Here is a 26,254-nt window from a genome sequence, read left to right as displayed (position 1 = left end):
CAAGGGCCGGCGTCAGCGCCGGCCACTTTCGGTCAAAATTCCTGTTGTTGATGGTGTGTGTTGGGCTGTTTACGCGGCGTCGGGGTAAAGCCGAGCTTGCCGTCAAGCACGTTCTGCGCGCGCTCCAGGTCAATGTCCTTTTCCCATCGGGCGATGGCCACAGTGGCCACGCAGTTGCCAATCAGGTTGGTCAATGCCCGGCCAATGCCCATGAACCAGTCCACCGCCAGCACCAGCACCAGGCCCACCACCGGAATCGCCGGTACGGCAGTGAGGGTGGCGGCGAGGATCACCAGCGCCGAGCCTGGGATGCCGTGAGCCCCCTTGGAAGTCACCAGCGACACCAGCAGGATGGTCAGCAGGTCGGTCATTTCCAGCGGCGTGCCGGTGGCGTTGGCGATGAACACGATGGCCAGGGTCAGGTAAATGGAGAAACCGTCGAGGTTGAACGAGTAGCCGGTGGGGATTACCAGGCCGACTGTGGAGCTGCCAATGCCCAGGTGCTCCAGTTTGCGCATGATCTGTGGCAGCACGGCGTCGGAAGAGGCGGTGCCAAGGACGATGGTCAGTTCTTCACGCAGGTATTTGATCAACGGCAGCAGCTTCAGGCCCGAGATACGCATTACCGTACCCAGCACGATCAGCACGAAGCCGGCGCAGGTCAGGTAGAACAACGCCACCAGCCCGCCCAGGTGCTGCAGCGACTCCAGGCCGTACTTGCTGGTGGTGAAGGCGATGGCGCCGAACACGCCGATGGGGGCCAGGCGCACGATCATGCCCATGATGCGGAAGATCACATGGCTCAGTTCGTTGATCAGCCGCGAAATACCGGCGGCCGAGTCACCTACCAGGTTCAGCGCGCTACCGAACAGCACCGAAAACAGCAGCACCTGGAGAATGTTGTTGTCGGCGAAAGCACCGACCACCGAGGTGGGGATCAGGTCCATGAAGAACGCCGTGGCGCCATGAATGTGCTGGCCGCGCTCGGCCAGGCCGTTGGCATCGGCGCTGGACAGTTGGTCCAGGTGTATGTTGGCACCGGTGCCGATGCCACTGCTGAAGGCGAATATCAGGCCGATCACCAGCGCCAGCGTGGTCAGCACTTCAAAGTAGATCACCGACTTCAGGCCGATGCGCCCGACCTTTTTCAGGTCGCCCGCGCCTGAGATGCCGCTCACCACCACGCAGAACACGATCAGCCCGATGAGCATCTTGATCAGCTTGATAAAGCCGTCGCCGAGAGGTTTGAGTTGCAGGGAAAGGTCGGGAAAACTGAGACCGCAGGCGATGCCGAGGGCAAGGCCGAGCACGACTTGCAGGAATATCGAACGCGAGCACCATTTGAGCATGGGGGAAGTCTCTGATCGGTGTCCTTGCTTCGGTAGCCGCACGGGGCGAAAGAGCGCAGGACTTAATTATTGTGGTCTTACCGGTTTGTTCAGCGCGAAGCCATAAAAGCGCGAAAACCCCCACATTGCAAGGATTTTTGGCCTTACCGGTCTGACCAGTTATGGGGCAATCTGGCTTGCCAGGCTCTACTTCGGTGCGTGCCGTGAGGCATCCAGGACGAATCTGTGCGGGCCTTGGCCAGTGCCTGAGCGACTGTTGCAAGCAGCTTGCCAAGCGCAGTAACGAAGCCGAACTGATCGGCAGCCCGCACAGCCGTCAAGCCAGCAAGCCTGAGCCCCTCAGGCGAGCGTGTTGGCCAATGCCTGGGTCAGGCTGCGCAGCAACGCCTGTTCCGCTGCTCTGCGGGTACTGAGCAGCAGGGCGCTGGCGCGCTGGTAAATGGCGCTTTCATCGGCATAGCGTCCGGAAACCAGGTCGACCCGTTGCACGGCGCGATTGCGCCGCCAGTGCAGGCCCTCGATGTGGCCCAGTTCCCGTTCCAGCGCATCGATGTAGGCTGCCGGTACGCTGGGGCCGGTATAGTCCCCCAGGTTGTTCGTGGCTTCGGTGAGCTCGCTGTGGTACTCGCTCGCGGCTTCCCAGTCCCTCGCCAGCGCGTCAAATTCATCAGCATGAAGCCGACGCAGCCAACTCTTCCAGAACTGCTGGTCACACGCCCACTGGCTGAACATGGCGGGGCCTACTTCGGCCCTCACGGCAGCACCCAGGCGGTGCACGGTCGCGGGGCTCAGGCGGGCCAGGTATTCGAACAGTATCTGTTGCGGTTGAGGTGGCAGCCCAAGTACTTCGCGCAGTTGCATACGCGCGTGCAGGGCCATCTCGATCTCGTCTATGAGGTAGTTCGGTTCGATCAGTGCTGCATCGTCCAGGTCGTCGTCGGCATGCAGGGGCGGGGCGGTTTCCCGTGCAGCAGCGTCTGGCGCTTCTGCCAATGCCCGGCGCCTGGACACCCGGGCGTTGTACAAGGCACCCACACGCTCGTCCAGGCGCTGCTGGCGCAGCAGCCCGGTGGCGCTGTGCAGTGCTACTTGGTCGTTGTGCGCATTGGGCGCTGCAGTATTGACAGCGTCCCACAGCATCACATCGGTTTCGATCTGCTGGAACAGCAGGCTGGCCTGGTCGACACAGCCTTCGGTGGCGTGGTTGATCGCCTCCAGGACTTGATCGTGCAGTTGCGCCCGACCCCATCCGGCACTGTCGGCCGCCCCCGAGTGGGTGCGGAGGGTGCGCAGGACATGCTGCATGCGGGCCCGCAAGTAGGTCGGCTGGCTCAGATAATCCGCTGTCCGGGTCAGTCGCTCGAACAGTAGGTACAGCGGTTGCCAGGACGGCTCGTTGGCGGTCAGCGCCTGGTGCTCCTGCAGTTCGTCAGGCCAGTCGATGTACCAAGGGTCCTCGGCATCGCCGACGCTGATCGCGGGCAGTCCGGCATCGGCCAGACGCAGTTGGGCTTGCTCGCTGAACGGATTATTGTCGAAGTCGAAAAAGGCTCGCGGCTCGCCCGGGCGCGCTGCCTCGGCAAATGCGCTGCCTTGCAGGTCGGGCACATCGGTGAGCTGGTTATCGCTGAGGTCAAGGCTTAACAGCCGCAAGGGGCGCTGGTTCAGCAGTTCGGTAAGGCCGGTCGGCCATTGGCCGATGCCGGTTTGTTGCAGGTCCAGGGCCTGCAACTGGTGCCATCCGCTGACATCGGGTGCAAGGTCCAGCGGGTTTTCCGCCATGAACAGGGTGTGCAGGCGGTTCAGGCGGGCGAGGGCGGCCCGGCTTTGCTCGGTCAGAGTGGTATCGTTACCAGCCATGCTCAGGTCGGTCAGTGATGGCCAGCGCTCCATTGCCTGGAAGTGCTCGGCGGCCAGGTTCAGTCCGTTGCTGTCAATGATGAGTGACGTCAGCGACGGCAGGTTTGCCAGCCGGTCCAGAGCGGCGACCGGCAGTGCCTCAAGCGCATTGCCCAGATCCAGGCGCAGCAGGTTGCTGCGCCCTTGCAGCATATCGAGGGTAGCGGTTTCGCTCAGGTCCAGGCCATTGCCCGACAGATCGAGGTTTTGCAGTTGGTCCATGTGCCCTACCGAGGGCGGAATGTGCTCAAGCATGTTGCCCTCCAGGTCCAGGGTCCGCAGGTGGGAAAATCTTCCAAGGAAACTGTCCAGGCTGGCGTGCGAAGACTCAGACAGGAAGGTGACACTCAACTGGCGTACATGAGGCATTGGTGTAGACAGGGTGGGCAACGTACCGAGGTTGCGGCCATCGAGGTCGAGAATCACATGCTCGATGCTGCTGGCGGAGTTGGTCGACTCCCTGCGCCAGGCCATGCGCAGGCGCCTCGCTGCTTCGGTACGGGCTGAGCGTTGTGCCACGAGCGTACCGCCGTTGGCGAGATCAGGGCTGTGAATCCATTGCTGCAGGCTGCTGTCCAGCTGCATGTATTCGCCTCTCAGGCGTTCAAGCAGCGTGCCAAACGGCTGCTGCCCGGCTTCCTGAAGCAGGCGATGGCGCAGGATCAGGCGCGCATCTGGCTCGGTGGAGGGGAACAACTGGTTGAACAGTTCATCAGCGGTAAGCCACCCTCGGCCGCGCCCGCTCAAGGGGTAGCCAATCTGGCCACCGGGCAGCCGTCGCGGCAAGCGGTAGAAGGGGCGCACCGGTTGCATGCCCAGGTACCCCGGCGTTGCAGCGCGGTCGCTGGCAAGCTTGTCGAACAGCGCAGCGTTGAGCAGGTCGGGCTCATGGATCTGCAAGCTGAGGGAGGTTCGTTCGCTATCCGGCAAGGCATTGAGGATTGCCTGGAAGATATCGCTCCGGTTGGCCAGCGTTTCTCCTTGCTCGTTACGGGGCTCATACCCGTTCCCGGTGCGTATGACGGTTTTTGCAGTCACGCTTTCTTTGCCGCAGGCATGCAGCAGGCGACCGGAAACCGAACCGTCGCGCAGTTCGATACGGGCCTCGTTCGTCCAGCCGGGTAACTGTTCGAGGGCAGCGAATACCAGTGCATCGCGATCCGCGACTGGGCCATTGGTCTGGTGAAAGCGTGCCAAGGCACCGCTGATACGGGCCTCCCTCAGGTACAGGCGCGCGGTTTCGGCCAGGCGCATGGGCAGGCGCTGGGTTCGTTGCATCTGCAGCACGTCCGCGGGACTCGCCTGGTCGAGGATTTCGCCTTGCGCCCTGGCACTGAGGGAAGGGAAATCCCGTGCAAGTGGGCCGCCATCCGTTGCTCGCAGCAGCGGCTCAGGCACTTTGCCATCTAGCGATTCCAGGGTGTCCAGGAGTAACGCCGGGGCGGATTCACGGTCGACCATTACCCGGCGCACAATCGCTTCGTCGTAGCCGCTGCATTGCAGGGCACGCTGCAACGCAAGCCGATCCCTGCCGGTGGCGCTAGCGGCCAATCGCTGCAAAAGCTGTGCGCGATCCCAGTGCAACGGTTGTTCATGGGCGAAAACCCACGGCCCGGGTTGCTGACCGTACAACGCTGGCTGAATGCGTTGCCCTGGGCTTGCGACCAGGCGTCGACCACCATCGACGCTATTTTCCAGCGGGTAATGCTGGTCCTGCAGCTTGAGCCAGGTACGCCCTTTAGCTTGATGCAGGCCATCAGGTCGGGCAGCCCACTGTGGGGGCGCTGCACGGTGGAAGGGCGTGAGGTCGCCGTGCCACAAGCGGCGGCCCGCCTCGCTTTCGACCAAGTGCCAATCCTGCAATGGCCCGGTGGGTGCGTTGAAACCCTCCACGGCGCCCAGGGCTGCGAACTGCACCAGGCTCTCGACCACGCTGAACAGATGGGCGATCGCTTCATCGCTGTCCTGCTCGTTGGCGGCGTGAACACCTTCGAGGAATTCGTCGACGATCTGGGCGCCACCTGCCACCAGCATCAGTTCGGCAAGACCCGGTACAAAGAAACCGGCCAGGTTCAGTACTGTCAGCCCGGCGCTCAGCCAACTCTCAAGGTGCTCCAGTTGCGTGCGTGCATCCAGTTGGCGGACCGGTACGGCCACGCTCGCGGCATCAAGGAACTTGCGTTCTACCAGGGTTCGCGCACGCGCCCTGAAGCAGTTGCCTGGCCATGGTTCCAAGGTCAACGGTAGTCGGACGTTCTTGTCGCGTGTTGCCTGCCAGATGTCGCGAGGCCCGGGAAACGCACGCCTGATCCAGCTGAATCGGTCACCTTTGTCCAGCACCGGTGTTGTGGCTTGCAGGTCGGCATAGGGGTAGTGTGGGTACAGGGTTTCTCGAAGGCGTTGCAGAAAAGCGGCCTGCTGGGCCAGCGGTACGTGGCGGATGAAGAATGTGCGGAAATCGTGATCGGCCAGCCGGTCGGTTAGGTCGGCTTTCAAACTGCCCAACGAGGCATGCTGGCGCAGCGCGCCCTGCGGATCGCCCGGTAGATACAGCAGGCAAGGCTGGCCGGCTTCAGGGTCTTCCAGCTGGATGACCATGGGGCCGTTTAACGGGGTCCCGAACAGGCTGACGAACTGGCACAGTACGTTACGTCCGCCCTTTTCGGTGATGATTTGCGCTCGGCTATCCAGCGCAGCTTGTGCCAGCGCTGCGCCGTGGCAGTCAATGTGGCCACGTAGGCGGGCGATGGCCAGCTCGGCGCACAATGCGCTGCGGTCCTGGGTTTCGAGCAGGTCGCGAAATGTATCGTTATCGACGATGTCGCCCAGGTGGTAGCGATAGCGCTGGCCCAGGTCCAGGTTGCGAATGCCCTGGATCAGCGTCGCGGCATCAAGCTCCAGGGAGCTGAAATCTGCGCGGATTACCTTCACGGGGATATCGGCTTCGGCATTCTGCAGGGCGGCTTCGAGAACCGACAGGCGCCTGCGGGGCTTTGCGCCGTCGAACACAACCTGTGCCTTGAGCAGTGTTGCCACTGGGGTATCCGGGAACCAGTGTGCCAAAGCTTCCGTCAGCAACGGCAGGCAGAAGGTATCCACTGGCTGCAAGAGAGCCAAGGCCTGTTTGACACGTTGGGTCTGGCGCTCGCTGTCGCGGATCAGCACGGCCAGTTCGGCGCGCTGGGCTGGGCTGGCCTGGCTTAACCATCGCGGGATCTGACGCTGGACCAGGGCGAGATGGGAGTGGTGTGCATGTGTCATCGACAGCTCCTGCTGGAAGGGAGCAGCGAGCCTAGCGATGACTTGTGCAGACGGGTGGGTAGATAGACACTACCCGTCTAAAGCACGCAGCTACATGGAACCGGGAAGTCGTGGGCCGCGACCAGAACATGAACTTCTGTCGCCTGTGGGCGATGCGTGAGTCGAGCGCCCTACCTCTAGCATCAGGCAAAAAAAACGGCACCTGCCAGAGGTGCCGTTCTCGCATCACGCGCTATTACTTATGCAGCTCTTCTGCCGCATACAGCGTGTTTTCCAGCAGGCACGCCCGGGTCATCGGCCCGACGCCACCTGGCACCGGGGTGATCCAGCCAGCGCGCGGCAGGGCGGTCTCGTAGACCACGTCGCCGACCAGTTTGCCGTCTTCCTGGCGGTTGATGCCCACGTCGATCACGATGGCGCCTTCCTTGACCCACTCACCCTTGACCAGGCCCGGCTTGCCGGCAGCCACGACCACCAGGTCGGCACGCCCGACATGGCCGGCCAGGTCCTTGGTGAAGCGGTGGCAGACGGTCACGGTGCAGCCGGCCAGCAGCAGCTCCATGGCCATCGGGCGACCCACGATGTTGGAGGCGCCGACGATTACTGCATCCATGCCGTACAGGTCCTGACCCGTGCTTTCCAGCAGGGCCATGATGCCTTTCGGTGTGCATGGGCGCAGCAGCGGGATGCGCTGGGCCAGGCGGCCTACGTTGTAGGGGTGGAAGCCGTCTACGTCCTTGTCCGGACGAATGCGTTCGAGCAGCAGCGAGGCGTCCAGGTGCTCCGGCAGCGGCAGTTGCAGGAGGATGCCGTCTACGGCCGGGTCGTCATTGAGGCGATCGATCAGCTCGGTCAGGGCCTGCTGCGAGGTTTCGCTCGGCAGGTCGAATGCCTGCGAAATGAAACCGACCTCTTCGCAGTCCTTGCGCTTGTGCGAAACATAGACTTGCGAGGCGGGGTCGGTGCCGACCAGGATCACTGCCAGGCCCGGCGTACGCAGGCCTTGCTGGCGACGCTCCACGACACGTTGAGCGATCTGCTTGCGCAGGCTGGCGGCGATCGCCTTGCCATCGATTAGGTGTGCAGTCATAGACGCGTGATTAACCATCGAGAAGGAAACAATAAAGAGTGCGTATTCTCGCACGACACGCGCCAAGGGCAAAGGCGGGTGGTCGGGCAAATCCCCTAACCCCTTAAATAATTTAAATTTTTTTGAAAAAGGTGTTGACGACTTTGGGGGTCGCCTATAAGATTCGCCGCACTTGTCGGGCACAGCCTAGCACTGGTTGGCTAAGTCGGGCAGAATGAGTGGTTTAACAGTTACCTGTTAATGACTTGTTCGGTTAGGCTTCAAGCTTAAGCGCCCGTAGCTCAGCTGGATAGAGCATCCGCCTTCTAAGCGGATGGTCGCAGGTTCGAGTCCTGCCGGGTGCGCCATTAGGCAGCTTGGGCAAGCAAGTAAGGTTGTAATGCAATATGGTGGGCGTAGCTCAGTTGGTAGAGCGCCGGATTGTGATTCCGGTTGTCGTGGGTTCGATTCCCATCGTCCACCCCATATTTTTCAAAGGCGCCTCGATAGCATCTGGCGCCTTTGTTTTAAGCGTTACGCGGACGTGGTGAAATTGGTAGACACACTGGATTTAGGTTCCAGCGGCGCAAGCTGTAAGAGTTCGAGTCTCTTCGTCCGCACCATGCTTCTGTAAAGTTGTACCGCAACATCGCAAGACCGCAATATGGTGGGCGTAGCTCAGTTGGTAGAGCGCCGGATTGTGATTCCGGTTGTCGTGGGTTCGATTCCCATCGTCCACCCCATATTCTAGAAAAGGCGCCTTGATCGTGAGATCGGGCGCCTTTTTGTTTTGGGTCTTGAACGGTGGCTGGCTGGCTGGCTGGCTCGCTCAGGCGAGGGCGGGTCCGTTCTCCGGCACCAGGCGTACCTCTACGCGTTGCCCGAGGGCTCGCGCTGCGCTGGCCAAAGTTGCCAGTGTCATGCCTGGGTCATTCTGATCCAGTGCGCGGTCAACGGCAGTTCGGCTGGTGTGCATGCGCTCGGCCAGTACTTTCTTGCTGATTTTTTGCGCCTTCATGGTCTCGGCGATCTGCCAGGCGATCACGCGCTTGAGGGAGGCTGCAGATACCTCTTCGGCAAGTTGGTCGCCTGCCAGAAAGTCGTCGAAATCGGTGCCGATATGTGGGTTCATTGCGCATGCCTCTCTAAGGCGGTTTTGCGCCGTCTGGCGGTGGCCAGGTCTGGCGCAGGTGTTTTCAGGCTCTTCTTGATGAAGCCGTGAAGCAGGATCATGGTGTTTCCGTCAACGGTGAAGAGAATCCGGGCGATTCGGTTCGTCAGGTTTATCCTGGCTTCCCACAAGCCATTTTCGAGCTTTCTGACAAGGGGCATGCCGAGTGGCCAGCCAATCTGAATTGTCTTGATTTCGGTGCCTATAAGGTATTTGTCTGTACGCTGGAGGGATGCCAGCCATTCGCGTACGGGTTCGTTACCGGCCTCGGTGCGAAAGAAGCGTGCTTTGAGTGTAGGGTTGTTCCTGTCCATGGAAGTGTACCAAAAAAGGTGCTCCATTCAAGCTGGGAGGGCGTTCCCGTGCCATGGGGCGTTTCCTGCAATGCCGTAAGGCAATTCGCTGGACGGTAAATCAATGCGGCTTGCCCCCTTGTAATCCTCTAGTGACACCCCAATAAAAGCTGTTAGATTTCAGCCGGTTGAAATACCGGCCCGTTGGCCGGCAGAGGATCACTCCCCGATGATTGCAAAAGAAGCCCGTCAGGCCCTGGCGCTACAGCGCTTTGCCGAAGCCAATCCGCAACTGCTTGAGGAGATCCGCGAGCTGGATGCGCGCGAGCAGGCCCAGCAGATCGAGTGGGCGTTCGAGGATGCGGCCGATGAGCAGGGCATTCAACCTTGGGAGCTGGCGCTGCAATTGATCGCCGAAACCCCGGAGCAGCTTCAGGCCATGCGCCTGGAGACGCACCGCGAGGTGGCCGAGGCGCTGGGGATGGAGTGGGAAGAATACTGCCAGTTCAACGAAATCGAGCCTGAATAAGGAAGCGAATTCGCCACTGGCAGTTGTTTGACAAGGTATTTCGGTTGCAGGCCGCCCCAGGCGTCGTGCAGCCCTTATTGAAGCAGGCTCGGCGGTATGCCGTGCGGGCCTTGAAAGTTAATCGACCGGCGTGGTTTCCCGTCGTCCCGAGTGGGGTGACTTCTGCAGCGCGACTCACTAGAATGCTTGCCCTTGATTCTGGAGTCGGGCTAACGCCGGCTAACGTCTGTGCAACGAGGAATATCCATGCAAGTTTCTGTTGAAAACACTTCCGCTCTCGAGCGCCGCATGACCATCGCCGTTCCGGCTGAGCGCGTCGAGAACGAAGTCAACAAGCGTCTGCAGCAGACTGCCAAGCGCGCCAAGATTGCGGGCTTCCGTCCTGGTAAAGTGCCGATGAACGTGATTCGTCAGCGTTTCGAGGCTGACGCCCGTCAAGAGGCTTTCGGTGACCTGGTCCAGGCTTCCTTCTACGAAGCCATCGTCGAGCAGAAGCTGAACCCGGCTGGCGCCCCTGCTGTAGAGCCCAAGTCCTTCGAAAAGGGCAAGGACCTGGAGTTCGTCGCCATCTTCGAAGTGTTCCCGGAGTTCACCGTTGCCGGTCTCGAGTCGATCAACGTCGAGCGCCTGAGCGCCGAAGTGGCTGACGCCGACCTGGACAACATGCTGGATGTACTGCGCAAGCAGAACACCCGTTTCGAGGTTGTCGAGCGCGCCGCCCAGAACGACGACCAGGTCAACATCGACTTCGTCGGCAAGGTCGACGGTGAAGTGTTCGCCGGTGGTTCGGCCAAGGGCACTCCGCTGGTGCTGGGCTCCGGCCGCATGATCCCGGGCTTCGAAGAAGGCCTGGTTGGCGCCAAGGCCGGCGAAGAGCGCGTTGTCAACGTGACCTTCCCAGAGGACTATCAGAACCTGGACCTGGCTGGCAAAGCTGCCGAGTTCACCATCACTGTCAACAGCGTTGCCGCCCCTGTGCTGCCAGAGCTGAACGAAGAATTCTTCGCCCAGTTCGGCATCAAAGAGTCGACCCTGGAAGGCTTCCGCACCGAAGTTCGCAAGAACATGGAGCGTGAGCTGCGCCAGGCGATCAAGACCAAGGTTAAAAACCAGGTCATGGACGGTCTGCTGGCCGCCAACCCGATCGAAGTGCCAAAGGCTTTGCTGGAAAACGAAGTCAACCGTCTGCGCGTGCAGGCCGTTCAGCAGTTCGGTGGCAATATCAAGCCTGAGCAACTGCCGGTCGAGCTGTTCGAAGAGCAAGCCAAGCGCCGCGTGGTGCTGGGTCTGATCGTGGCCGAAGTGGTCAAGCAGTTCGAGCTGAAGCCGGACGACGCCAAGGTTCGCGAGATGATCGAAGAAATGGCTTCGGCTTACCAGGAGCCTGAGCAGGTCATCGCTTGGTACTACAAGAACGACCAGCAAATGAACGAAGTCCGTTCGGTTGTGCTGGAAGAGCAAGTTGTAGATACTGTCCTGCAGAAAGCGACTGTGACCGACAAGTCGGTCTCGTACGAAGAAGCCGTTAAACCAGCTGAGGCTCCTGCCGCTGCTGAGTAACAGGCTACTCTCGTAGGAAACCCCCACAAGCCAGCCTTCGCGCTGGCTTGTGCGTATTCAAGCCATGACTATTTGGGAGTGAGCGCAGGACATGTCCCGCAATTCTTATATTCAGCAGAGCTCTGACATCCAGGCCGCAGGCGGCCTGGTCCCGATGGTTATCGAGCAGTCCGCCCGTGGCGAGCGCGCCTACGACATCTACTCGCGCCTTTTGAAGGAGCGCGTGATCTTCCTGGTAGGTCCTGTAGAAGACTACATGGCCAACCTGGTAGTGGCGCAGATGCTGTTCCTCGAAGCGGAAAACCCGGACAAGGATATCCATCTTTACATCAACTCCCCAGGCGGCTCGGTGACTGCTGGCATGTCGATCTACGACACCATGCAGTTCATCAAGCCGGACGTCTCCACCATCTGCATCGGCCAGGCCTGCAGCATGGGTGCCTTCCTGTTGACTGCCGGTGCGAAAGGCAAGCGTCACTGCCTGCCTAACTCGCGGGTGATGATTCACCAGCCGCTTGGCGGCTTCCAGGGCCAGGCGACCGACATCCAGATCCACGCCCAGGAAATCCTCAGCATCAAGGCGCGTCTCAACGAGCTGCTGGCCTACCATACCGGCCAGGACCTCGAGACCATTCAGCGTGATACTGAGCGTGACAACTTCATGAGCGCCTCGCGCGCGGCCGAGTACGGCCTGATCGACTCGGTCTACGACAAGCGGCAACTGGCCTCCTGAACCGGAGTGCCAGAGCAGGTAGGTGCGGAAAGCGCCTACCTGCGGACTTGAAAAAGCCCGCAATTGCCTTCATCTTGTGTTGCAAGCCTACCGGATTGGATCGATCGAATGACTGACACCCGTAACGGCGAGGACAGCGGCAAATTGCTCTATTGCTCCTTCTGCGGCAAAAGCCAGCACGAAGTGCGCAAATTGATTGCCGGGCCCTCGGTATTTATCTGCGACGAGTGCGTCGACCTGTGCAATGACATCATCCGTGAGGAGGTGCAGGAAGCCCAGGCCGAGAGCAGCGCGCACAAATTGCCTTCGCCGAAAGAAATCAGCGGCATCCTGGACCAGTACGTCATTGGTCAGGAGCGCGCGAAGAAGGTGCTGGCCGTAGCGGTGTACAACCACTACAAGCGCCTGAACCAGCGTGACAAGAAGGGCGACGAAGTCGAACTGGGCAAGAGCAACATCCTGCTCATCGGGCCGACCGGCTCGGGCAAGACCCTGCTCGCCGAAACCCTGGCACGTCTGTTGAACGTACCGTTCACCATTGCTGACGCCACCACCCTGACCGAGGCCGGTTATGTGGGTGAGGACGTCGAGAACATTATTCAGAAGCTGCTGCAGAAGTGCGACTACGATGTGGAAAAGGCCCAGATGGGCATTGTCTACATCGACGAAATCGACAAGATTTCGCGCAAGTCGGACAACCCGTCCATCACCCGCGACGTCTCGGGCGAGGGCGTGCAGCAGGCGCTGCTGAAATTGATCGAGGGCACTGTGGCCTCGGTACCGCCGCAAGGTGGGCGTAAACACCCGCAACAGGAATTCCTGCAGGTCGATACCCGCAACATCCTGTTCATTTGCGGTGGCGCGTTCTCGGGCCTTGAAAAGGTCATCCAGGGCCGTTCCACCAAGGGTGGTATCGGTTTTGGCGCAGAAGTGCGCAGCAAGGAAGAGGGCAAGAAGGTTGGCGAGTCCCTGCGTGAGGTCGAGCCGGACGATCTGGTCAAGTTTGGCCTGATTCCGGAATTCGTTGGCCGTCTGCCGGTGCTGGCTACCCTCGACGAGCTGGACGAGGCTGCGTTGATGCAGATCCTCACCGAGCCGAAGAACGCCCTGACCAAGCAATATGCCAAGTTGTTCGAGATGGAAAGCGTCGACCTAGAGTTCCGCACCGATGCACTCAAGGCCGTTGCACGCAAGGCCCTGGAGCGCAAGACTGGCGCCCGTGGCCTGCGTTCGATCCTCGAAGGCGTGCTGCTCGACACCATGTACGAGATCCCTTCGAACAAGGATGTCAGCAAGGTGGTGATCGACGAGAGCGTCATCGAAGGCACCTCGCAGCCGTTGATGATCTACGAAAACAGCGAGCCGCAAGCCAAGGTCGCGCCAGACGCCTGATTCAGGCGATGGCCAGTGATGGTTGCAAGCAAGAAGGGGCCTACGGGCCCCTTTCTGCTTTTCCTGCGCTAGCGCTTGTAATTTCCCAGGCATGCCCCCACATTAGGTCCAAGCATCATTTCCACCGGTTTCCGGCCATAAGGCCGCTGTAGAGGCGAAATCATGAAGACCACCCTCGACTTGCCTCTTTTGCCATTGCGCGATGTCGTTGTTTACCCGCACATGGTTATCCCGCTGTTCGTGGGGCGCGAAAAATCCATCGAAGCCCTCGAGGCAGCGATGACGGGCGAAAAGCAGATCCTGCTGCTTGCCCAGAAAAACCCGGCCGACGACGACCCGGGCGAGGACGCCCTGTACCGTGTAGGCACCGTTGCCACCGTGCTGCAACTGCTGAAACTGCCTGATGGCACCGTCAAGGTGCTGGTCGAGGGCGAGCAGCGCGGCGCCGTCGAGCGATTCACCGAAGTAGAAGGGCACATCCGTGCCGAAGTCTCCCTGATCGACGAAACCGATGCCGCCGAGCGCGAGTCAGAAGTGTTCGTGCGCACGTTGCTGTCGCAATTCGAGCAGTACGTGCAGTTGGGCAAGAAAGTCCCTGCCGAAGTGCTGTCTTCGCTGAACAGCATCGAAGAGCCAGGGCGTCTGGTCGACACCATGGCCGCGCACATGGCCCTGAAGATCGAACAGAAGCAGGAAATTCTCGAAATTGTCGACCTGACCACGCGTGTCGAGCACGTGCTGGCGCTGCTGGATGCGGAAATCGACCTGCTGCAGGTTGAAAAACGCATTCGCGGTCGGGTCAAGAAGCAGATGGAGCGCAGCCAGCGCGAGTACTACCTGAATGAGCAGATGAAGGCCATTCAGAAAGAACTCGGTGACGGCGACGAGGGCCACAACGAAGTCGAAGAGCTGAAAAAGCGCATCGAAGCCGCTGGCCTGCCCAAGGATGCCCTGGCCAAGGCCCAGGCCGAGCTGAACAAGCTCAAGCAGATGTCGCCGATGTCGGCCGAGGCCACTGTGGTGCGTTCGTACCTCGACTGGCTCGTGCAGGTGCCGTGGAAGGCCCAGAGCAAGGTGCGCCTGGACCTGGCAAAGGCTGAGGAAATCCTCGATGCCGACCACTATGGCCTGGATGAGGTCAAGGAACGCATCCTCGAGTACCTCGCCGTTCAGAAACGCGTCAAGAAAATCCGGGGCCCGGTGCTCTGCCTGGTCGGCCCACCCGGCGTAGGCAAGACCTCGCTGGCCGAGTCGATCGCTGCGGCCACCAACCGCAAGTTCGTACGCATGGCCCTGGGTGGCGTGCGTGACGAGGCCGAGATCCGCGGCCACCGCCGTACCTACATCGGCTCCATGCCCGGTCGCCTGATCCAGAAGATGACCAAGGTGGGTGTACGCAACCCGCTGTTCCTGCTTGACGAAATCGACAAGATGGGCAGCGACATGCGTGGCGACCCGGCCTCGGCACTGCTGGAAGTGCTCGACCCGGAGCAGAACCACAACTTCAACGACCACTACCTGGAAGTCGACTACGACCTCTCGGACGTGATGTTCCTGTGCACCTCGAACTCGATGAATATCCCGCCGGCGCTGCTCGACCGGATGGAGGTCATCCGCCTGCCGGGCTACACCGAGGACGAAAAGATCAACATCGCGGTCAAGTACCTGGTGCCCAAGCAGGTCAAGGCCAACGGTTTGAAGCAGGAAGAGCTGGAGGTCGATGTTTCGGCGATCCGCGACATCATCCGCTACTACACCCGCGAAGCCGGTGTGCGTGGCCTGGAGCGGCAAATTGCCAAGGTCTGCCGCAAGGTGGTCAAGGAACATACCGGGCAGAAGCAGGTCAAGGTCAAGGTGGCCAGCGAGCAGCTGGAACACCTGCTGGGCGTGCGCAAATTCCGTTACGGCCTGGCCGAGCAGCAGGACCAGATCGGCCAGGTCACCGGCCTGGCGTGGACCCAGGTGGGTGGCGAACTGCTGACCATCGAAGCCGTGGTCATCCCCGGCAAGGGCCAGTTGATCAAGACCGGCTCGCTGGGCGATGTGATGGTCGAATCGATCACCGCCGCACAGACCGTAGTGCGCAGCCGGGCCGCGAGCCTGGGGATTGCCGCCGACTTCCACGAGAAACGCGACGTGCATATCCACATGCCGGAAGGCGCTACGCCGAAGGACGGCCCAAGCGCGGGTGTGGGCATGTGCACCGCGCTGGTGTCGGCGCTGACGCAGATTCCGGTACGTGCCGACGTGGCCATGACCGGCGAAATCACCCTGCGTGGTCAGGTGCTGGCCATCGGCGGATTGAAGGAAAAACTGCTGGCGGCACACCGTGGCGGCATCAAGACGGTGATCATTCCAGAGGAGAATGTTCGCGATCTGAAGGAGATTCCGGAAAATATCAAACAGGATCTTCAGATCAAACCGGTCAAATGGATTGACGAAGTCCTGCAAATTGCGCTGCAATACGCCCCGGAGCCCTTGCCAGATGTGGCTCCTGAGATTGTCGCCAAAGATGAAAAGCGCGACGGCGATGCTAAGGAAAGAATCAGCACGCATTAGTAGTTTTTGGCTGGGGGGCTTTCCTTGACAGTTTTTTCGGGCCCTTGCTATAAAGCGGCACGCTATTGTCATCAGGCCACTCAGCGCACGTTTCATAAGCTTTTCATTACATACTTAGAAACAAACTCAATAGAGAAATAAGGGGACTTAGAGTGAACAAGTCGGAACTGATTGACGCTATCGCCGCATCTGCTGACATTTCGAAAGCCATCGCTGGCAAAGCGCTGGACGCAGTTATCGAGTCCGTCACCGGCGCCCTGAAGCAAGGTGACGATGTGGTACTGGTTGGCTTTGGTACCTTCTCGGTCAAGGAGCGCGCCGAGCGCACCGGCCGCAACCCACAAAGCGGTGCAGCTATCAAGATCGCTGCCGCCAAGGTTCCAGGTTTCAAGGCTGGCAAAGGCCTGAAAGACGCCGTCAACTAAGTCGTCTTTCAGCCGGACCCGGCCTGGCCTGGTCCGAGCACGCTGATGGCGGGGCGCAAACGTTCCCGCCTGACACGTTTGCTAAGAAAAGGCGCATCCTCGGATGCGCCTTTCTTTTATCAGGATTCTACCCACGCTCCGCGGTTGTCGACGCAGTGGTACAGCCGTTTCTGGGGGACGCATGCTGCAAAATATCAGGGACAATTCACAAGGTTGGATTGCCAAGACCATCATCGGCCTTATCGTCGTATTGATGGCGTTGACCGGTTTCGAAGCCATTTTTCAGGCCGCCACCCATAGCCAGGACGCCGCCAAGGTGAACGGCCAGACCATCAGCCAGAACGAGCTGGGCCAGGCGGCCGACATGCAGCGCCGTCAGTTGATGCAACAGTTGGGCAAGGATTTCGACCCGGCATTGCTGGATGACAAATTGCTGCGTGAAGAGGCGCTCAAGGGCCTGATCAGCCGCAAGTTGCTGCTGCAAGGCGCCGAAGATGCCAAGTTTGCCTTCTCCGAGGCCGCGCTGGATCAGGTGATCCTGCAAACGCCGGAGTTCCAGGTGGACGGCAAGTTCAGTGCTGAGCGTTTCGACCAGGTCATCCGCCAGATGGGCTACGGCCGCATGCAGTTCCGCGAGATGCTCGCCGAGGAAATGCTCATCGGCCAGCTGCGCACCGGCCTGGCCGGCAGCAGCTTTGTCACCGACCAGCAGGTCGATGCCTTCGCTCGCCTGGAGAAGCAGACCCGCGACTTCGCCTCCCTGACCTTCAAGGCCGACCCGGCCGCAGTCAAGGTCAGCGAAGAAGAGGTCAAGGCGCATTACGACCAGCACGCCAAGGAATTCATGTCGCCTGACCAGGTGGTGATCGACTACATCGAGCTGAAGAAGTCGGCGTTCTTCGATCAGGTCAAAGTGACTGACGAAGAGCTCAAGGCCCAGTACGAGAAGGAAATCGCCAACCTAGCCGAGCAGCGCCATGCCGCGCACATTCTCATCGAGGTCAACGACAAGGTCACCGACGCCCAGGCCAAGGCCCGTGCCGAAGAGATCGAGCAGCGCCTGGCCAAGGGTGAAGACTTTGTCGCGCTGGCCAAGGAGTTCTCCCAGGACCCAGGCTCTGCCAACAGTGGTGGTGACCTTGGCTTTGCCGGCCCGGGTGTCTATGATCCGGCGTTCGAGGATGCGCTGTACAAGCTGCAGGATGGCCAAGTTTCGGCGCCAGTGCGCACCGAGTTTGGCTACCACCTGATCAAGCTGCTGGGTGTGCAAGCGCCGGAAGTGCCGAGCTTCGCAAGCCTGAAGGACAAACTGACCCGCGACCTGAAAATCCCGCTGGTCGAGCAGCGCTACGTCGATGCCAGCAAGCAGTTGCAGGATGCTGCCTACGAGGCTTCCGACCTGGCCCAGCCGGCTCAGGACCTGAACCTCAAGGTGCAAACCTCTGCAGCCTTCGGGCGCGAGGGTGGTGAAGGCATTACTGCCAACCGTTCGGTGGTGCAGGCTGCGTTCTCTGAAGAAGTCCTGGAGGAGGCTGCCAACAGCACCGCCATCGAGCTTGACCCGGAGACCACTGTTGTATTGCGCGTCAAGGAACACCGCAAGCCGGAGCAACTGCCGCTGGAAGCTGTGGCCAAGAACATCAGCGAGCACCTGGCCAAAGAGAAGGCGACTGCCGAACTCAAGACCAAGGCAGACAAGCTGATCGCCGGCCTGCGTGACGGTTCCATCGCAGCAGGCAGCGTGCACGAAGGGCAGGACTGGAAGGCCTATGAAGCAGTCACCCGTGGCGAGGACGGTATTGACCCGGCCGAGCTGCAGGCGCTGTTCCGCCTGGGCAAGCCGCAAGCCAAGGACAAACCGGTGTATGGCAGCGTGGTGCTGCGTGACGGTAGTCTGGTGGTGCTGCAACTCAAAGGCGTCAACGAAGGCGCTACCGCCACCGACGAAGAGAAGCAGCAGATCCGCCGCTACCTCGCGTCGCGTGCTGGCCAGCAGGACTTCGCGGCGTTCCGCAAGCAACTGGAAGCCAGTGCGGATATCACCCGTTACTAAGGTGATCTTTGCATGAAGAAACAGGCCGCCTCGTGCGGCCTGTTTCGTTTCTGTCTCCTGTACCGGCCTCTTCGTGGGTGAACCCGCTCCCACAGGTACCGCGCCGAATCCAAAGTCAGCGCGGCCCCTGTGGGAGCGGGCTCACCCGCGAAGAGGCCGGCACAGGTCCTACAGCGCTTACCGCTTCACCCCTTCATAGTTATCCAGCGTATCCCGCGCAATTTCCCGGCCCAGCGCAATCAGCTCGGGCGCCTTGTAGAACTCGAAGAACCGGCATACCCGCTTGGGTACGTTGATCAGCACATCCGGTGGATAGCCGGCGATCTTGTATTGCGCCAGGGAAGTCTGCATCACCTCGAAGCTCTGGTTGATCAGGTCCAGCAGCGAAGCAGGCCCTACGTTGTCGATGATGAACGAGCCGGTCGCCGACTTTGGCGCACCCTCGCGTTCCGGGGCCGCTGCCGGTTGCTGGCCTTCCGGGTCGGCGGCATCGGCCAGCCACGGGTTTGGCGGTGCCAGGCCTTCGGCGACTATCTCCTGTTCGATGCGCATCAGCTCTTCCGCCGGCTTGCGTCGGAACGGCAAGCGCGAGCCCAGCGAGCTCAAAAGGGAGTCAAAACGCATCTTGAACGCCGCAGGGCGCTCGATCACCGGTAACTGGTACTGCTTCTGGTTGGTGGCGTTGAGGTTGACCGCGATGATCAGGTCGCAGTGGCTGGACACCACAGGCACAATTGGCAGCGGGTTCAGGATGCCCCCGTCGACCAGCATGCGGCTGCCCTGCATTACAGGGGTGAACAGGCTTGGGATGGCTGCCGAGGCGCGCATGGCCTGGTGCAGGCAGCCTTCCTGGAACCAGATTTCCTGTTGGTTGGTGAGGTCGGTCGCAACCGCTGTGTAGGGGATGCGTAATTGCTCGATATTGATCTCGCCGACGATCTTGCGGATTTGCCCGAACACTTTGTCGCCTCGAATGGCGCCGAGGCGAAAGCTGACGTCGACCAGGCGCAGCACGTCCAGGTAGTCGAGGCTCTCGATCCAGTTGCGATAGTCGGTCAGTTTGCCGGCAGCATAGATACCGCCAACCACTGCACCCATGGAGCAGCCTGCAATACAGGCAATGTCATAGCCGCGCCGCTCGATTTCTTCGATCACACCGATGTGTGCATACCCTCGGGCTCCGCCCGAGCCCAATACCAGCGCCACGCGTTTACTCATGAATATTCCCCGTCCAGTGCAACCATGGTCCTACAATGCACCCATCACAGGCTGTGCTTCAATGTAGATCGTGCTGAGCTACTGTAATAAAACTGGCCAGGCGAACCGGCCAGGCAGGGCACTTTTCAGCTGCCGGGGCGTCGAACAGCCACTGTTTTTTCCATTGAGGTATTACCGATGAAAGCCTGGATCTGCCTTCCACTGATTGCCCTGGCCCTAGCTGGCTGCGCGGGCAAGACGGCCTACCGTGACAGCTGCGCGACCCAGCTGGATGCCGCCTGGAAGGAACTGGACCTGGCCAAGGCCGAAGGCTTTGCCGGCGCTGTGAGTTACTCCAAGGCCTTGTCTCTGCTGACCGGTGCCAAGACCCAGCAGCAGTTCGAAGGTTACGAAAGCTGTACGCGCAAAGCCGAAAAGGCGCGCTTCTACATTCGTGAGTCCCGTGCCGGGCGTTGACCAAGGAGCGCTGTATGTCTGCAATGCTGGACCATGTCGTTGCCCAGATACTGGCCGTGCAGGTGCGCTTGCTGGCTTGCCGTGAACGCCTGGCGGCCGATACCGACAGCGAGGCCTTGCACGACCTGCGCATAAGCCTGCGGCGCCTGCGCAGCTTGCTCAGGCCCTTGCGCGGGCTGCCGGGAGTGGAGCAATTGGAGGATGCCGCCAGCGCATTGGGTACCCTGACTACGCCGCTGCGTGACCGGGAAGTGCTGGCAGCCGAGCTGATCGGGAGCGGCCATACCGCAGCTGGTCAGCGGCGCCTGGAAGGGCGGGGCCGGACCTTTGCCAGTGTCGCTGCCAGCCCGCAGCTGACCCGGGTGCTGGCGATTGTTGACGCGTTCCCGTTGTTCCTGCGGGCGGCAGGCCGCGAGGGGTTGGTCAAGTCGCTGGACAAACGCATCGACAAGCGCCTGCTCAAACAGTGGCGTACGTTGTACGAAGCCTTGCAGGACCCCGCTCACGACCGTCACCGCCTGCGTCTGCTGATCAAGCGTGTGCGTTATGGCGACGAAGCCTACCCGCAGCTCGACCACGCCGGGAGGAAGCTGCAGCGTCTGCTGAAAAAGGCGCAGGGCGACCTGGGCGACTGGCATGACCGCCTGCAGTGGTTGCTGCAGGCGCGCGACCATGCTGACCTGGCCCCCTGCAAGGCCGCTTGGGAGCGGGAGCTACGCGAGGCGGAGCGCAAGTCGGATGCGACGCTGGATGCGCTGCAGCAGGCGCTGGCGCGTCGCTAGCCCGACAATTGACCGATATGCGGGCTGATCGCCCGGGGTTTGCTGGCTACGATGGGCAGACCTTTTCGCTGCGGGCAGGAGCCAGCCAATGAACTTCAACCAACTGCTCGACGCCGTGCGGGCCAACCCGGATGCCGTCAGCATCCCGCCCAGCTGGGCCCAAGGCCGCGCTGCCTTTGGCGGGCTGATGGCGGCCATGGTCTATGAGGCCATGCGCCGGAAACTCTCCGACAGCCGCCCTGTACGCTCGCTGGCCATCAGCTTCGTTGCGCCTGCGGCTGCGGATGTACCGATCCGTTTCGATGTAGAGGTGCTGCGTGAAGGCAAGGCGGTCAGCACCTTGCTTGGCCGCGCTGTTCAGGATGGCCAGGTGGTGACTCTGGTGCAGGGCAGTTTCGGTGCAGGTCGGCCTTCGGTGGTCGATGTGCCAGCATTACCGGCCATGGACATGCCGGCGCTCGGCGACTCAGCTCCCGAGTTGCCTTATATCAAGGGCGTTACACCGGAGTTCATGCGGCATGTGGCCTTGCGCTGGGCAGTGGGCGGGTTGCCGTTCAGTGGTAATCAGTCGCGCAAGATGGGCGGCTGGGTGCGCTTGCGGGATGTGGCTGAAGAGCAGGTCAATGAGGCGCACTTGCTGGCCTTGGTCGATGCCTGGCCACCGAGCCTGATGCCGTTTCTCAAGCAGCCTGCAGCAGGCAGCACATTGACCTGGACCATCGAGTTCATCCAGCCCACGCCGAAGCTGTCGACGCTGGACTGGTGCCGGTATTGCGTGGAGACCGAACATGCGCGGGACGGCTATGGGCATGCTGCTGCTGCCTTGTGGACGGCAGAGGGCGAGTTGCTGGCGCTGAGCCGGCAGACCGTGACCGTGTTCGCCTGACAGGCAGCGACAATTCCCTGTAGGAGCGGCCTTGTGTCGCGATCGGGCCGCAAAGCGGCCCCGGCAATCTCTGCTGCGAAGCTGCAATACTGGGGCTGCTGCGCAGCCCGATCGCGACACAAGGCCGCTCCTACACAAGATCGCGCATGATCGTTAGATCAACGCCGATGTTTATGCCGCTCGCGCCAGGCTTTCCACCAGGCCCCGCTCAGCACAAAGCGCGGAAAGGTGATGAACTGCTCTGTCAGTAAACGCTGCACGGCATCATGGCGGTTGGCGAACGGCTCGGGCTGTTCGGCTTCCAGGCGGTGGCCCTGGCGCTGTAGGCCAAGGCCCGCAATCAGGGCGATCACGCCAACCGCAATCTGCCCCAGGTCCAGGCCGAACAGGCCGGACAGAATCAGTAGTGCACCGAGGATGAACAGCGGCACGGCAATCAGGTGCAGCACCAGGTTGGCCGGATGGCGGTGGTTATCGTGGTAGCCGCGCCATTGCCAGGCGGGCAGGTTGGGCAGGCGTTTGCGCATGGGCATTTCCTCTCGGTCATGCACAAAGCTTAGTGCGACCCCCGTGCGGGGGCCAATCGAGCCTGGCTATGGCGACTATAGCTTGAGCTGGCCAATGGCCCTGTTCAGTTCGCCTGCCAGGGTCGCCAGTTCGCTACTGGTGGTTGCCGAGCCCACCGTCTGTTGCACCGTCTGTTCGGTGACATCGCGGATGCTCACCACGGCGCGGTTCATTTCCTCGGCCACCTGGCTTTGCTGCTCGGCCGCTACCGCAATCTGGGTGTTGCTTTCGCGCATCTGCGCCACAGCACCGGTAATTTCGGCCAGCGCTTCGCCGGCCTCCTGGGCCTGTCGGACACAGTCGTCGGCCTTGTACGAGCTTTCCTGCATGAATTCCACTGCATCGCGGGTGCCTGATTGCAGGGCGGAGACCATGGTGGTGATCTCGTCGGTAGAGGTTTGCACGCGCTTGGCCAGGTTGCGCACCTCATCGGCCACCACGGCAAAGCCGCGGCCCAGATCACCGGCCCGCGCCGCTTCGATGGCGGCGTTGAGCGCCAGCAGGTTGGTCTGCTCGGCGATGCTGTGGATCACACCGACTACGCTGTTGATCTTCTGGCTGTCTTCGGCCAGTTGGCGAATCATTTCGGCCGTTTGCTGTACACCGCTGGAAAGCCCGGAAATCGAGTCCTGTACCCGGCTGACCACTGCTTTGCCGCTACCTGCCAACGTGTCGGCGGTTTGTGACAGGTCACGGGTGGCACCGGCATGCTGGGCAATGTGGTGCACCGTCGCCGACATTTCGTTGATGGCGGTTGCTGCCTGATCCGTTTCGCTCTGCTGGCCGAGCATGCCTTGGCGTACGTTGCTCATGCTGTCGGCCAGGCGTGCGGCGCCTGAGTCCAGCTGTGCGGCAGTGTCGGCGACGGTGCTGACCACGCGGTGGTAGGTGGCCTGCATGGCATTGAAGGCCCCGGCCATCTGGCCGACCTCGTCGCCGCAGGCCAGCGGCACGCGGGCAGCCAGGTCGCCGGTTTTTTCCACGTGCAGCATCACATCCTTCAACGTGTTGAGCTGGCTCAGCAGGAAGCGGATCAGCAATTGCGAGGCGCCCAGCATGGCCAGCATCAAAATCAGCACACATGCCGCGTAGTTGCTGAAGCGGTCGAAGAATACCTGGCGCAGGCTTGGCGACTGGGCCAGCACGGCCACTTGTTGGTCGCCGATGCGCAATACCTGGGCGCCGCGCAGCGGGTTGTCACCGAGGACCCAGGCGCTCGGCAGCTCGACCCAGCCCTGGGCGTTGCGCAGGCTATCGAGCGCTTCACCGGCGAAAGCCGGCGTTTGCCCGGCCGACCAACTGATGACGTTGGCTGGTCGCGGCAATGCTTGCCCGGCTGGCCACGCAGCCAGCAGTTGGGCCTGTGCTGCGGCTTGCGCCTGCGCAGCTTCGGCGCGGGCGCGTTGCTCCAGGTGCACCGCGTATAGCACCAGCAGCAAGGTCGTGACAAAGGCCACCGCATTGACGGCCCAGAACTTGTACTTCAGGGAAACATTGCTAAGCCAGGCACCCATGGGCAGGTCTTCTCTGAGTTGAGCGGAAACAATATTGGCAAGGTGCCATCATTGTGCCCGCACCTGCTCAGCAAGATGTTGACCCATATCAACAGCCAGCGCGCCGGGTTCAGGGAAGCTGGAAGAACGCCCGCGCCGTCGCGGTGGTATGCGCCGCCGTGTGCTCGACTGGTTCGCCCCGATGGAGCGCCACTTCGCGCAGCACCTCCGGCAGAAACGCCGGCTCGTTGCGCCCGTTCTTCGGTTTGGGCCGCAGGCTGCGTGGCAGCAGGTATGGCGCATCACTCTCCAGCATCAGTCGGCCTTCGGCAATGTTGCCCACCAGCGGATGCAGGTGGGTGCCGCGACGTTCGTCGCAGATCCAGCCGGTAATGCCGATGTGCAGGTCCATGTCCAGGTAGGCGAACAGCGCCTCGCGCTCGCCGGTAAAGCAGTGCACCACCGCACCGGTCAGGTTGTCGCGGTAATGTTTGAGGATGGCCAGCAAGCGCTCGCTGGCGTCGCGCTCGTGCAGGAACACCGGCAGGCGCAGTTCTGCGGCCAGCGCCAACTGGGCCTCCAGGGCTTTTTCCTGGAGTGGGCGAGGGGAGAAGTCGCGGTTGAAATCCAGGCCGCATTCGCCCACGGCGCGCACACGCGGTTCGCTCAAAAGCTGTCGCAACTGGCGCTCGCTGCTGGCGTCCCAAGCCTTGGCGTCGTGCGGGTGCACGCCTGCGGTGGCGAACAGATGTGCACCGCTCGCGTCCAACTGCTGGCATAGCTCCAGTGCCTGTTCACTGACTGCCAGGCTGGTGCCTGTCAGTACCATTTGTGTGACCCCGGCCTCAAGGGCGCGCTCGACGATCGCCGCCTGTTGGTCGTGGAAACTGCTGTTGGTCAGGTTGACGCCGATATCGATCAGTTGCATGGTGCTATCTCGTGCCGCGGGGCGGCCAGCATAGCAAAAACCGGGTTTTTCTGGAAAAACCAAGAACTTCATGCTGTTACCGTGGTCTTTTACCGTCATTTCTCACTTGGCGGCTCACCCCATGGATGCCGCCCAACCACCACGGACACGTTTTCGCATGCTGCGATGCTGGCTTGTTTTCCTGCTGACGCTCGGGCTGACCCTTACCGGCCCGGCCCAGGCGCGCGCGCCGGGGCCGCAGCAGAACATACCGCCCGCCAAGGTGCGTGACCTGCAGCAGATTCGCACCAGCAAAGTGCTGCGGGTGCTGGTCAACCAGAGCCGTAACAGCTCCGGCGAGGTCAAGGGCGAGCCGGTCGGTATTGAATATTATCGCCTGCGTGCCCTGGAGCATTACCTCAATGCCCGCACCGCCGACGACCAGCAGATCCAGCTAAAGCTCATCCCCCAGGCCAAAGAGCAGTTGCTGGGCGCACTGGCCCGTGGCGAGGGTGACCTGGCTGCGCCGGGCGAGTTGCTCGACCCCGGCACCGTGCGAGGCGTAAGCAGCAGTGCGCCGCTACTCGACCAGGTGCCGTTGACGCTGGTCGGGCGCAAAGGCGAGCGAAGCTTCAGCAAGGTCGAACAGCTGTCCGGGCGCACCGTGGCCTTGACCAGCGCCAGTGCCGCCGGCCCGCTGATCCAGCAGGTCAACCAGCAACTGGCACTGCGCAAGCGGCCGCCGATCAAGGTGGAGTGGGTCGATTCGACGCTGGCGGTGGAGGATGTGCTGGAGATGGTGCAGGCAGGCATCTACCACCTGACCGTGGTCGAGCAGCCGATTGCCCGGCGCTGGGCGCGGGTTATGCCGCGCCTGCGCCTGGACAACCGCGTGCACCTGGGGTCGCCGCAAGCCATGCACTGGTATGTGGGGCGTGATGCGCCGCAATTGTTGGCCGCGGTCGATCGCTTCCTGCAAGGTTACCGGGCGCCAGATAACCAGGATGCCGCGTTCGAGCGCATTTACCGCCGCCAGTATCGGGTACACAACCCGTTGGCCAGCAAGGACCGCCAGCGCCTTGCCTCGGTGCGGGCCGTGCTGCAGAAGCATGGCCAGGCGCAGCAGATCGACTGGCTCAACCTCGCAGCGCTGGCCTTCAAAGAGTCGACGCTCAATCCCGCTGCACGCGGCACGGGTGGTGCCCATGGCCTGATGCAGATTACCCCTTCGGCCGCCCAGCGCGTGGGCGTGAGCAATACCGCCACGGTGGATGGCAATGTACAGGCCAGCGCGCGCTACCTGGCATTGATCCGGCGCAAATTTTTTGCCAGCCCCAAGATCAACGAGCGAGAGCGCATGGCGTTTGTGCTGGCGGCCTACAACCTCGGCCCCGAGCGGGTCCAGGCCATGCGTGCCGAAGCCCGGCGGCGCGGCCTCAACGGTAACCAGTGGTTCTTCCAGACCGAGCGCATCGCCATGGAGCAGGTGGGCATGGGGCCGGTCAATTTCGTCAACAGTGTCAACAAGTACTTTTTGGCGTTCAATCGCGAGCGGGCTGCGTTGGAGCGCGTGGCAAAACGCTGACAAATCGATTTGGTCGATTGTTATGTTGGGTTTTTTGCGATTTTCATATCTATTGAATTGATTATGA

Annotated in this window: 20 protein-coding genes and 4 tRNA genes; 15 read left to right on the top strand and 9 right to left on the bottom strand. The window is 61.4% G+C overall.

The annotated features are described in order from the left end of the window. Window positions 1-32: 32 nt before the first annotated feature. The 3 genes from P0Y58_20565 to folD form a co-directional block, all read right to left on the bottom strand. Window positions 33-1,349 (bottom strand): C4-dicarboxylate transporter DctA, encoded by a 1,317-nt coding sequence (locus tag P0Y58_20565; protein WEK29281.1) that lies wholly within the window; start codon window positions 1,347-1,349, stop codon window positions 33-35. Between the two features lie 339 nt (window positions 1,350-1,688). Then, window positions 1,689-6,509 (bottom strand): NEL-type E3 ubiquitin ligase domain-containing protein, encoded by a 4,821-nt coding sequence (locus P0Y58_20560; GenBank protein ID WEK29280.1) that lies wholly within the window; start codon window positions 6,507-6,509, stop codon window positions 1,689-1,691. Between the two features lie 235 nt (window positions 6,510-6,744). After that, a complete protein-coding gene (gene folD / locus P0Y58_20555; protein ID WEK29279.1) occupies window positions 6,745-7,599 on the bottom strand; it encodes a bifunctional methylenetetrahydrofolate dehydrogenase/methenyltetrahydrofolate cyclohydrolase FolD in 855 nt (284 codons plus the stop codon). 270 nt (window positions 7,600-7,869) lie between these two features. On the opposite strand from folD, the gene P0Y58_20550 reads away from it, so the two are divergent. From P0Y58_20550 to P0Y58_20535, 4 genes are all read left to right on the top strand, one after another. Beyond that, a tRNA-Arg gene (locus P0Y58_20550) sits at window positions 7,870-7,946 on the top strand. 42 nt (window positions 7,947-7,988) lie between these two features. Beyond that, a tRNA-His gene (locus P0Y58_20545) sits at window positions 7,989-8,064 on the top strand. A 52-nt stretch (window positions 8,065-8,116) separates the two neighbouring features. After that, window positions 8,117-8,201: transfer RNA gene (locus P0Y58_20540), tRNA-Leu, on the top strand. A gap of 44 nt (window positions 8,202-8,245) precedes the next feature. Beyond that, window positions 8,246-8,321 (top strand) — tRNA-His (locus tag P0Y58_20535). A gap of 86 nt (window positions 8,322-8,407) precedes the next feature. Here the strand turns inward: P0Y58_20535 and P0Y58_20530 are convergent. After that, on the bottom strand, window positions 8,408-8,710 hold the full coding sequence (locus P0Y58_20530) for a Fis family transcriptional regulator (protein WEK29278.1): 303 nt from the start codon (window positions 8,708-8,710) through the stop codon (window positions 8,408-8,410). Beyond that, window positions 8,707-9,063, bottom strand: coding sequence for a type II toxin-antitoxin system RelE/ParE family toxin (locus P0Y58_20525; GenBank protein WEK29277.1), 357 nt, complete (start codon window positions 9,061-9,063; stop codon window positions 8,707-8,709). Before P0Y58_20525 ends, P0Y58_20530 begins: the two co-directional genes overlap by 4 nt. 208 nt (window positions 9,064-9,271) lie before the next feature. Here P0Y58_20525 and P0Y58_20520 point away from each other — a divergent pair, with 208 nt between their 5' ends. The 7 genes from P0Y58_20520 (at window position 9,272) to P0Y58_20490 (ending at window position 18,293) form a co-directional block, all read left to right on the top strand. Further along, the gene (locus P0Y58_20520; GenBank protein WEK29276.1) at window positions 9,272-9,571 is read left to right on the top strand and encodes a DUF6388 family protein; all 300 of its coding nucleotides are present in this window, start codon (window positions 9,272-9,274) and stop codon (window positions 9,569-9,571) included. 246 nt (window positions 9,572-9,817) lie between these two features. Further along, window positions 9,818-11,131 carry a trigger factor gene (gene tig / locus P0Y58_20515; GenBank protein WEK29275.1) on the top strand — a complete coding sequence of 438 codons (1,314 nt, stop codon included), beginning with the start codon at window positions 9,818-9,820 and terminating at the stop codon, window positions 11,129-11,131. Between the two features lie 91 nt (window positions 11,132-11,222). Further along, a complete protein-coding gene (gene clpP / locus P0Y58_20510; GenBank protein WEK29274.1) occupies window positions 11,223-11,864 on the top strand; it encodes an ATP-dependent Clp endopeptidase proteolytic subunit ClpP in 642 nt (213 codons plus the stop codon). Window positions 11,865-11,972: 108 nt separating this feature from the next. After that, window positions 11,973-13,256 carry an ATP-dependent Clp protease ATP-binding subunit ClpX gene (clpX, locus tag P0Y58_20505; GenBank protein ID WEK29273.1) on the top strand — a complete coding sequence of 428 codons (1,284 nt, stop codon included), beginning with the start codon at window positions 11,973-11,975 and terminating at the stop codon, window positions 13,254-13,256. A 162-nt stretch (window positions 13,257-13,418) separates the two neighbouring features. Continuing rightward, on the top strand, window positions 13,419-15,815 hold the full coding sequence (gene lon, locus P0Y58_20500) for an endopeptidase La (GenBank protein WEK29272.1): 2,397 nt from the start codon (window positions 13,419-13,421) through the stop codon (window positions 15,813-15,815). Between the two features lie 152 nt (window positions 15,816-15,967). Then, window positions 15,968-16,240 carry an HU family DNA-binding protein gene (locus tag P0Y58_20495; protein WEK29271.1) on the top strand — a complete coding sequence of 91 codons (273 nt, stop codon included), beginning with the start codon at window positions 15,968-15,970 and terminating at the stop codon, window positions 16,238-16,240. A gap of 181 nt (window positions 16,241-16,421) precedes the next feature. Then, complete coding sequence (locus P0Y58_20490; protein ID WEK29270.1) at window positions 16,422-18,293, top strand: SurA N-terminal domain-containing protein; 1,872 nt, start codon at window positions 16,422-16,424, stop codon at window positions 18,291-18,293. A gap of 177 nt (window positions 18,294-18,470) precedes the next feature. Here P0Y58_20490 and P0Y58_20485 read toward each other — a convergent pair whose 3' ends face one another. Continuing rightward, window positions 18,471-19,511 (bottom strand): patatin-like phospholipase family protein, encoded by a 1,041-nt coding sequence (locus P0Y58_20485; GenBank protein WEK29269.1) that lies wholly within the window; start codon window positions 19,509-19,511, stop codon window positions 18,471-18,473. A 177-nt stretch (window positions 19,512-19,688) separates the two neighbouring features. Here P0Y58_20485 and P0Y58_20480 point away from each other — a divergent pair, with 177 nt between their 5' ends. The 3 genes from P0Y58_20480 (at window position 19,689) to P0Y58_20470 (ending at window position 21,635) form a co-directional block, all read left to right on the top strand. Continuing rightward, window positions 19,689-19,967 (top strand): lipoprotein, encoded by a 279-nt coding sequence (locus tag P0Y58_20480; protein ID WEK29268.1) that lies wholly within the window; start codon window positions 19,689-19,691, stop codon window positions 19,965-19,967. 14 nt (window positions 19,968-19,981) lie between these two features. Next, the gene (locus P0Y58_20475; GenBank protein WEK29267.1) at window positions 19,982-20,749 is read left to right on the top strand and encodes a CHAD domain-containing protein; all 768 of its coding nucleotides are present in this window, start codon (window positions 19,982-19,984) and stop codon (window positions 20,747-20,749) included. A gap of 88 nt (window positions 20,750-20,837) precedes the next feature. Further along, window positions 20,838-21,635, top strand: a complete 798-nt coding sequence (locus P0Y58_20470; protein WEK29266.1) for a thioesterase family protein — start codon at window positions 20,838-20,840, stop codon at window positions 21,633-21,635. Window positions 21,636-21,793: 158 nt separating this feature from the next. On the opposite strand, the gene P0Y58_20465 is transcribed toward P0Y58_20470, so the two are convergent. The 3 genes from P0Y58_20465 to P0Y58_20455 form a co-directional block, all read right to left on the bottom strand. Beyond that, on the bottom strand, window positions 21,794-22,162 hold the full coding sequence (locus P0Y58_20465; protein ID WEK29265.1) for a DUF962 domain-containing protein: 369 nt from the start codon (window positions 22,160-22,162) through the stop codon (window positions 21,794-21,796). Window positions 22,163-22,237: 75 nt separating this feature from the next. After that, a complete protein-coding gene (locus P0Y58_20460; protein ID WEK29264.1) occupies window positions 22,238-23,716 on the bottom strand; it encodes a methyl-accepting chemotaxis protein in 1,479 nt (492 codons plus the stop codon). Between the two features lie 109 nt (window positions 23,717-23,825). Further along, window positions 23,826-24,623: a TatD family hydrolase gene (locus P0Y58_20455; protein ID WEK29263.1), complete on the bottom strand. Its 798-nt coding sequence runs from the start codon at window positions 24,621-24,623 to the stop codon at window positions 23,826-23,828. A 157-nt stretch (window positions 24,624-24,780) separates the two neighbouring features. On the opposite strand from P0Y58_20455, the gene P0Y58_20450 reads away from it, so the two are divergent. Further along, a complete protein-coding gene (locus P0Y58_20450) occupies window positions 24,781-26,187 on the top strand; it encodes a transglycosylase SLT domain-containing protein (GenBank protein ID WEK29262.1) in 1,407 nt (468 codons plus the stop codon). The last annotated feature ends 67 nt before the right edge of the window (window positions 26,188-26,254 follow it).

The sequence above is a fragment of the Candidatus Pseudomonas phytovorans genome, assembly GCA_029202525.1.
Lineage (GTDB): Bacteria > Pseudomonadota > Gammaproteobacteria > Pseudomonadales > Pseudomonadaceae > Aquipseudomonas > Aquipseudomonas phytovorans.
This window is presented reverse-complemented; position numbering and strand designations above follow the sequence as displayed.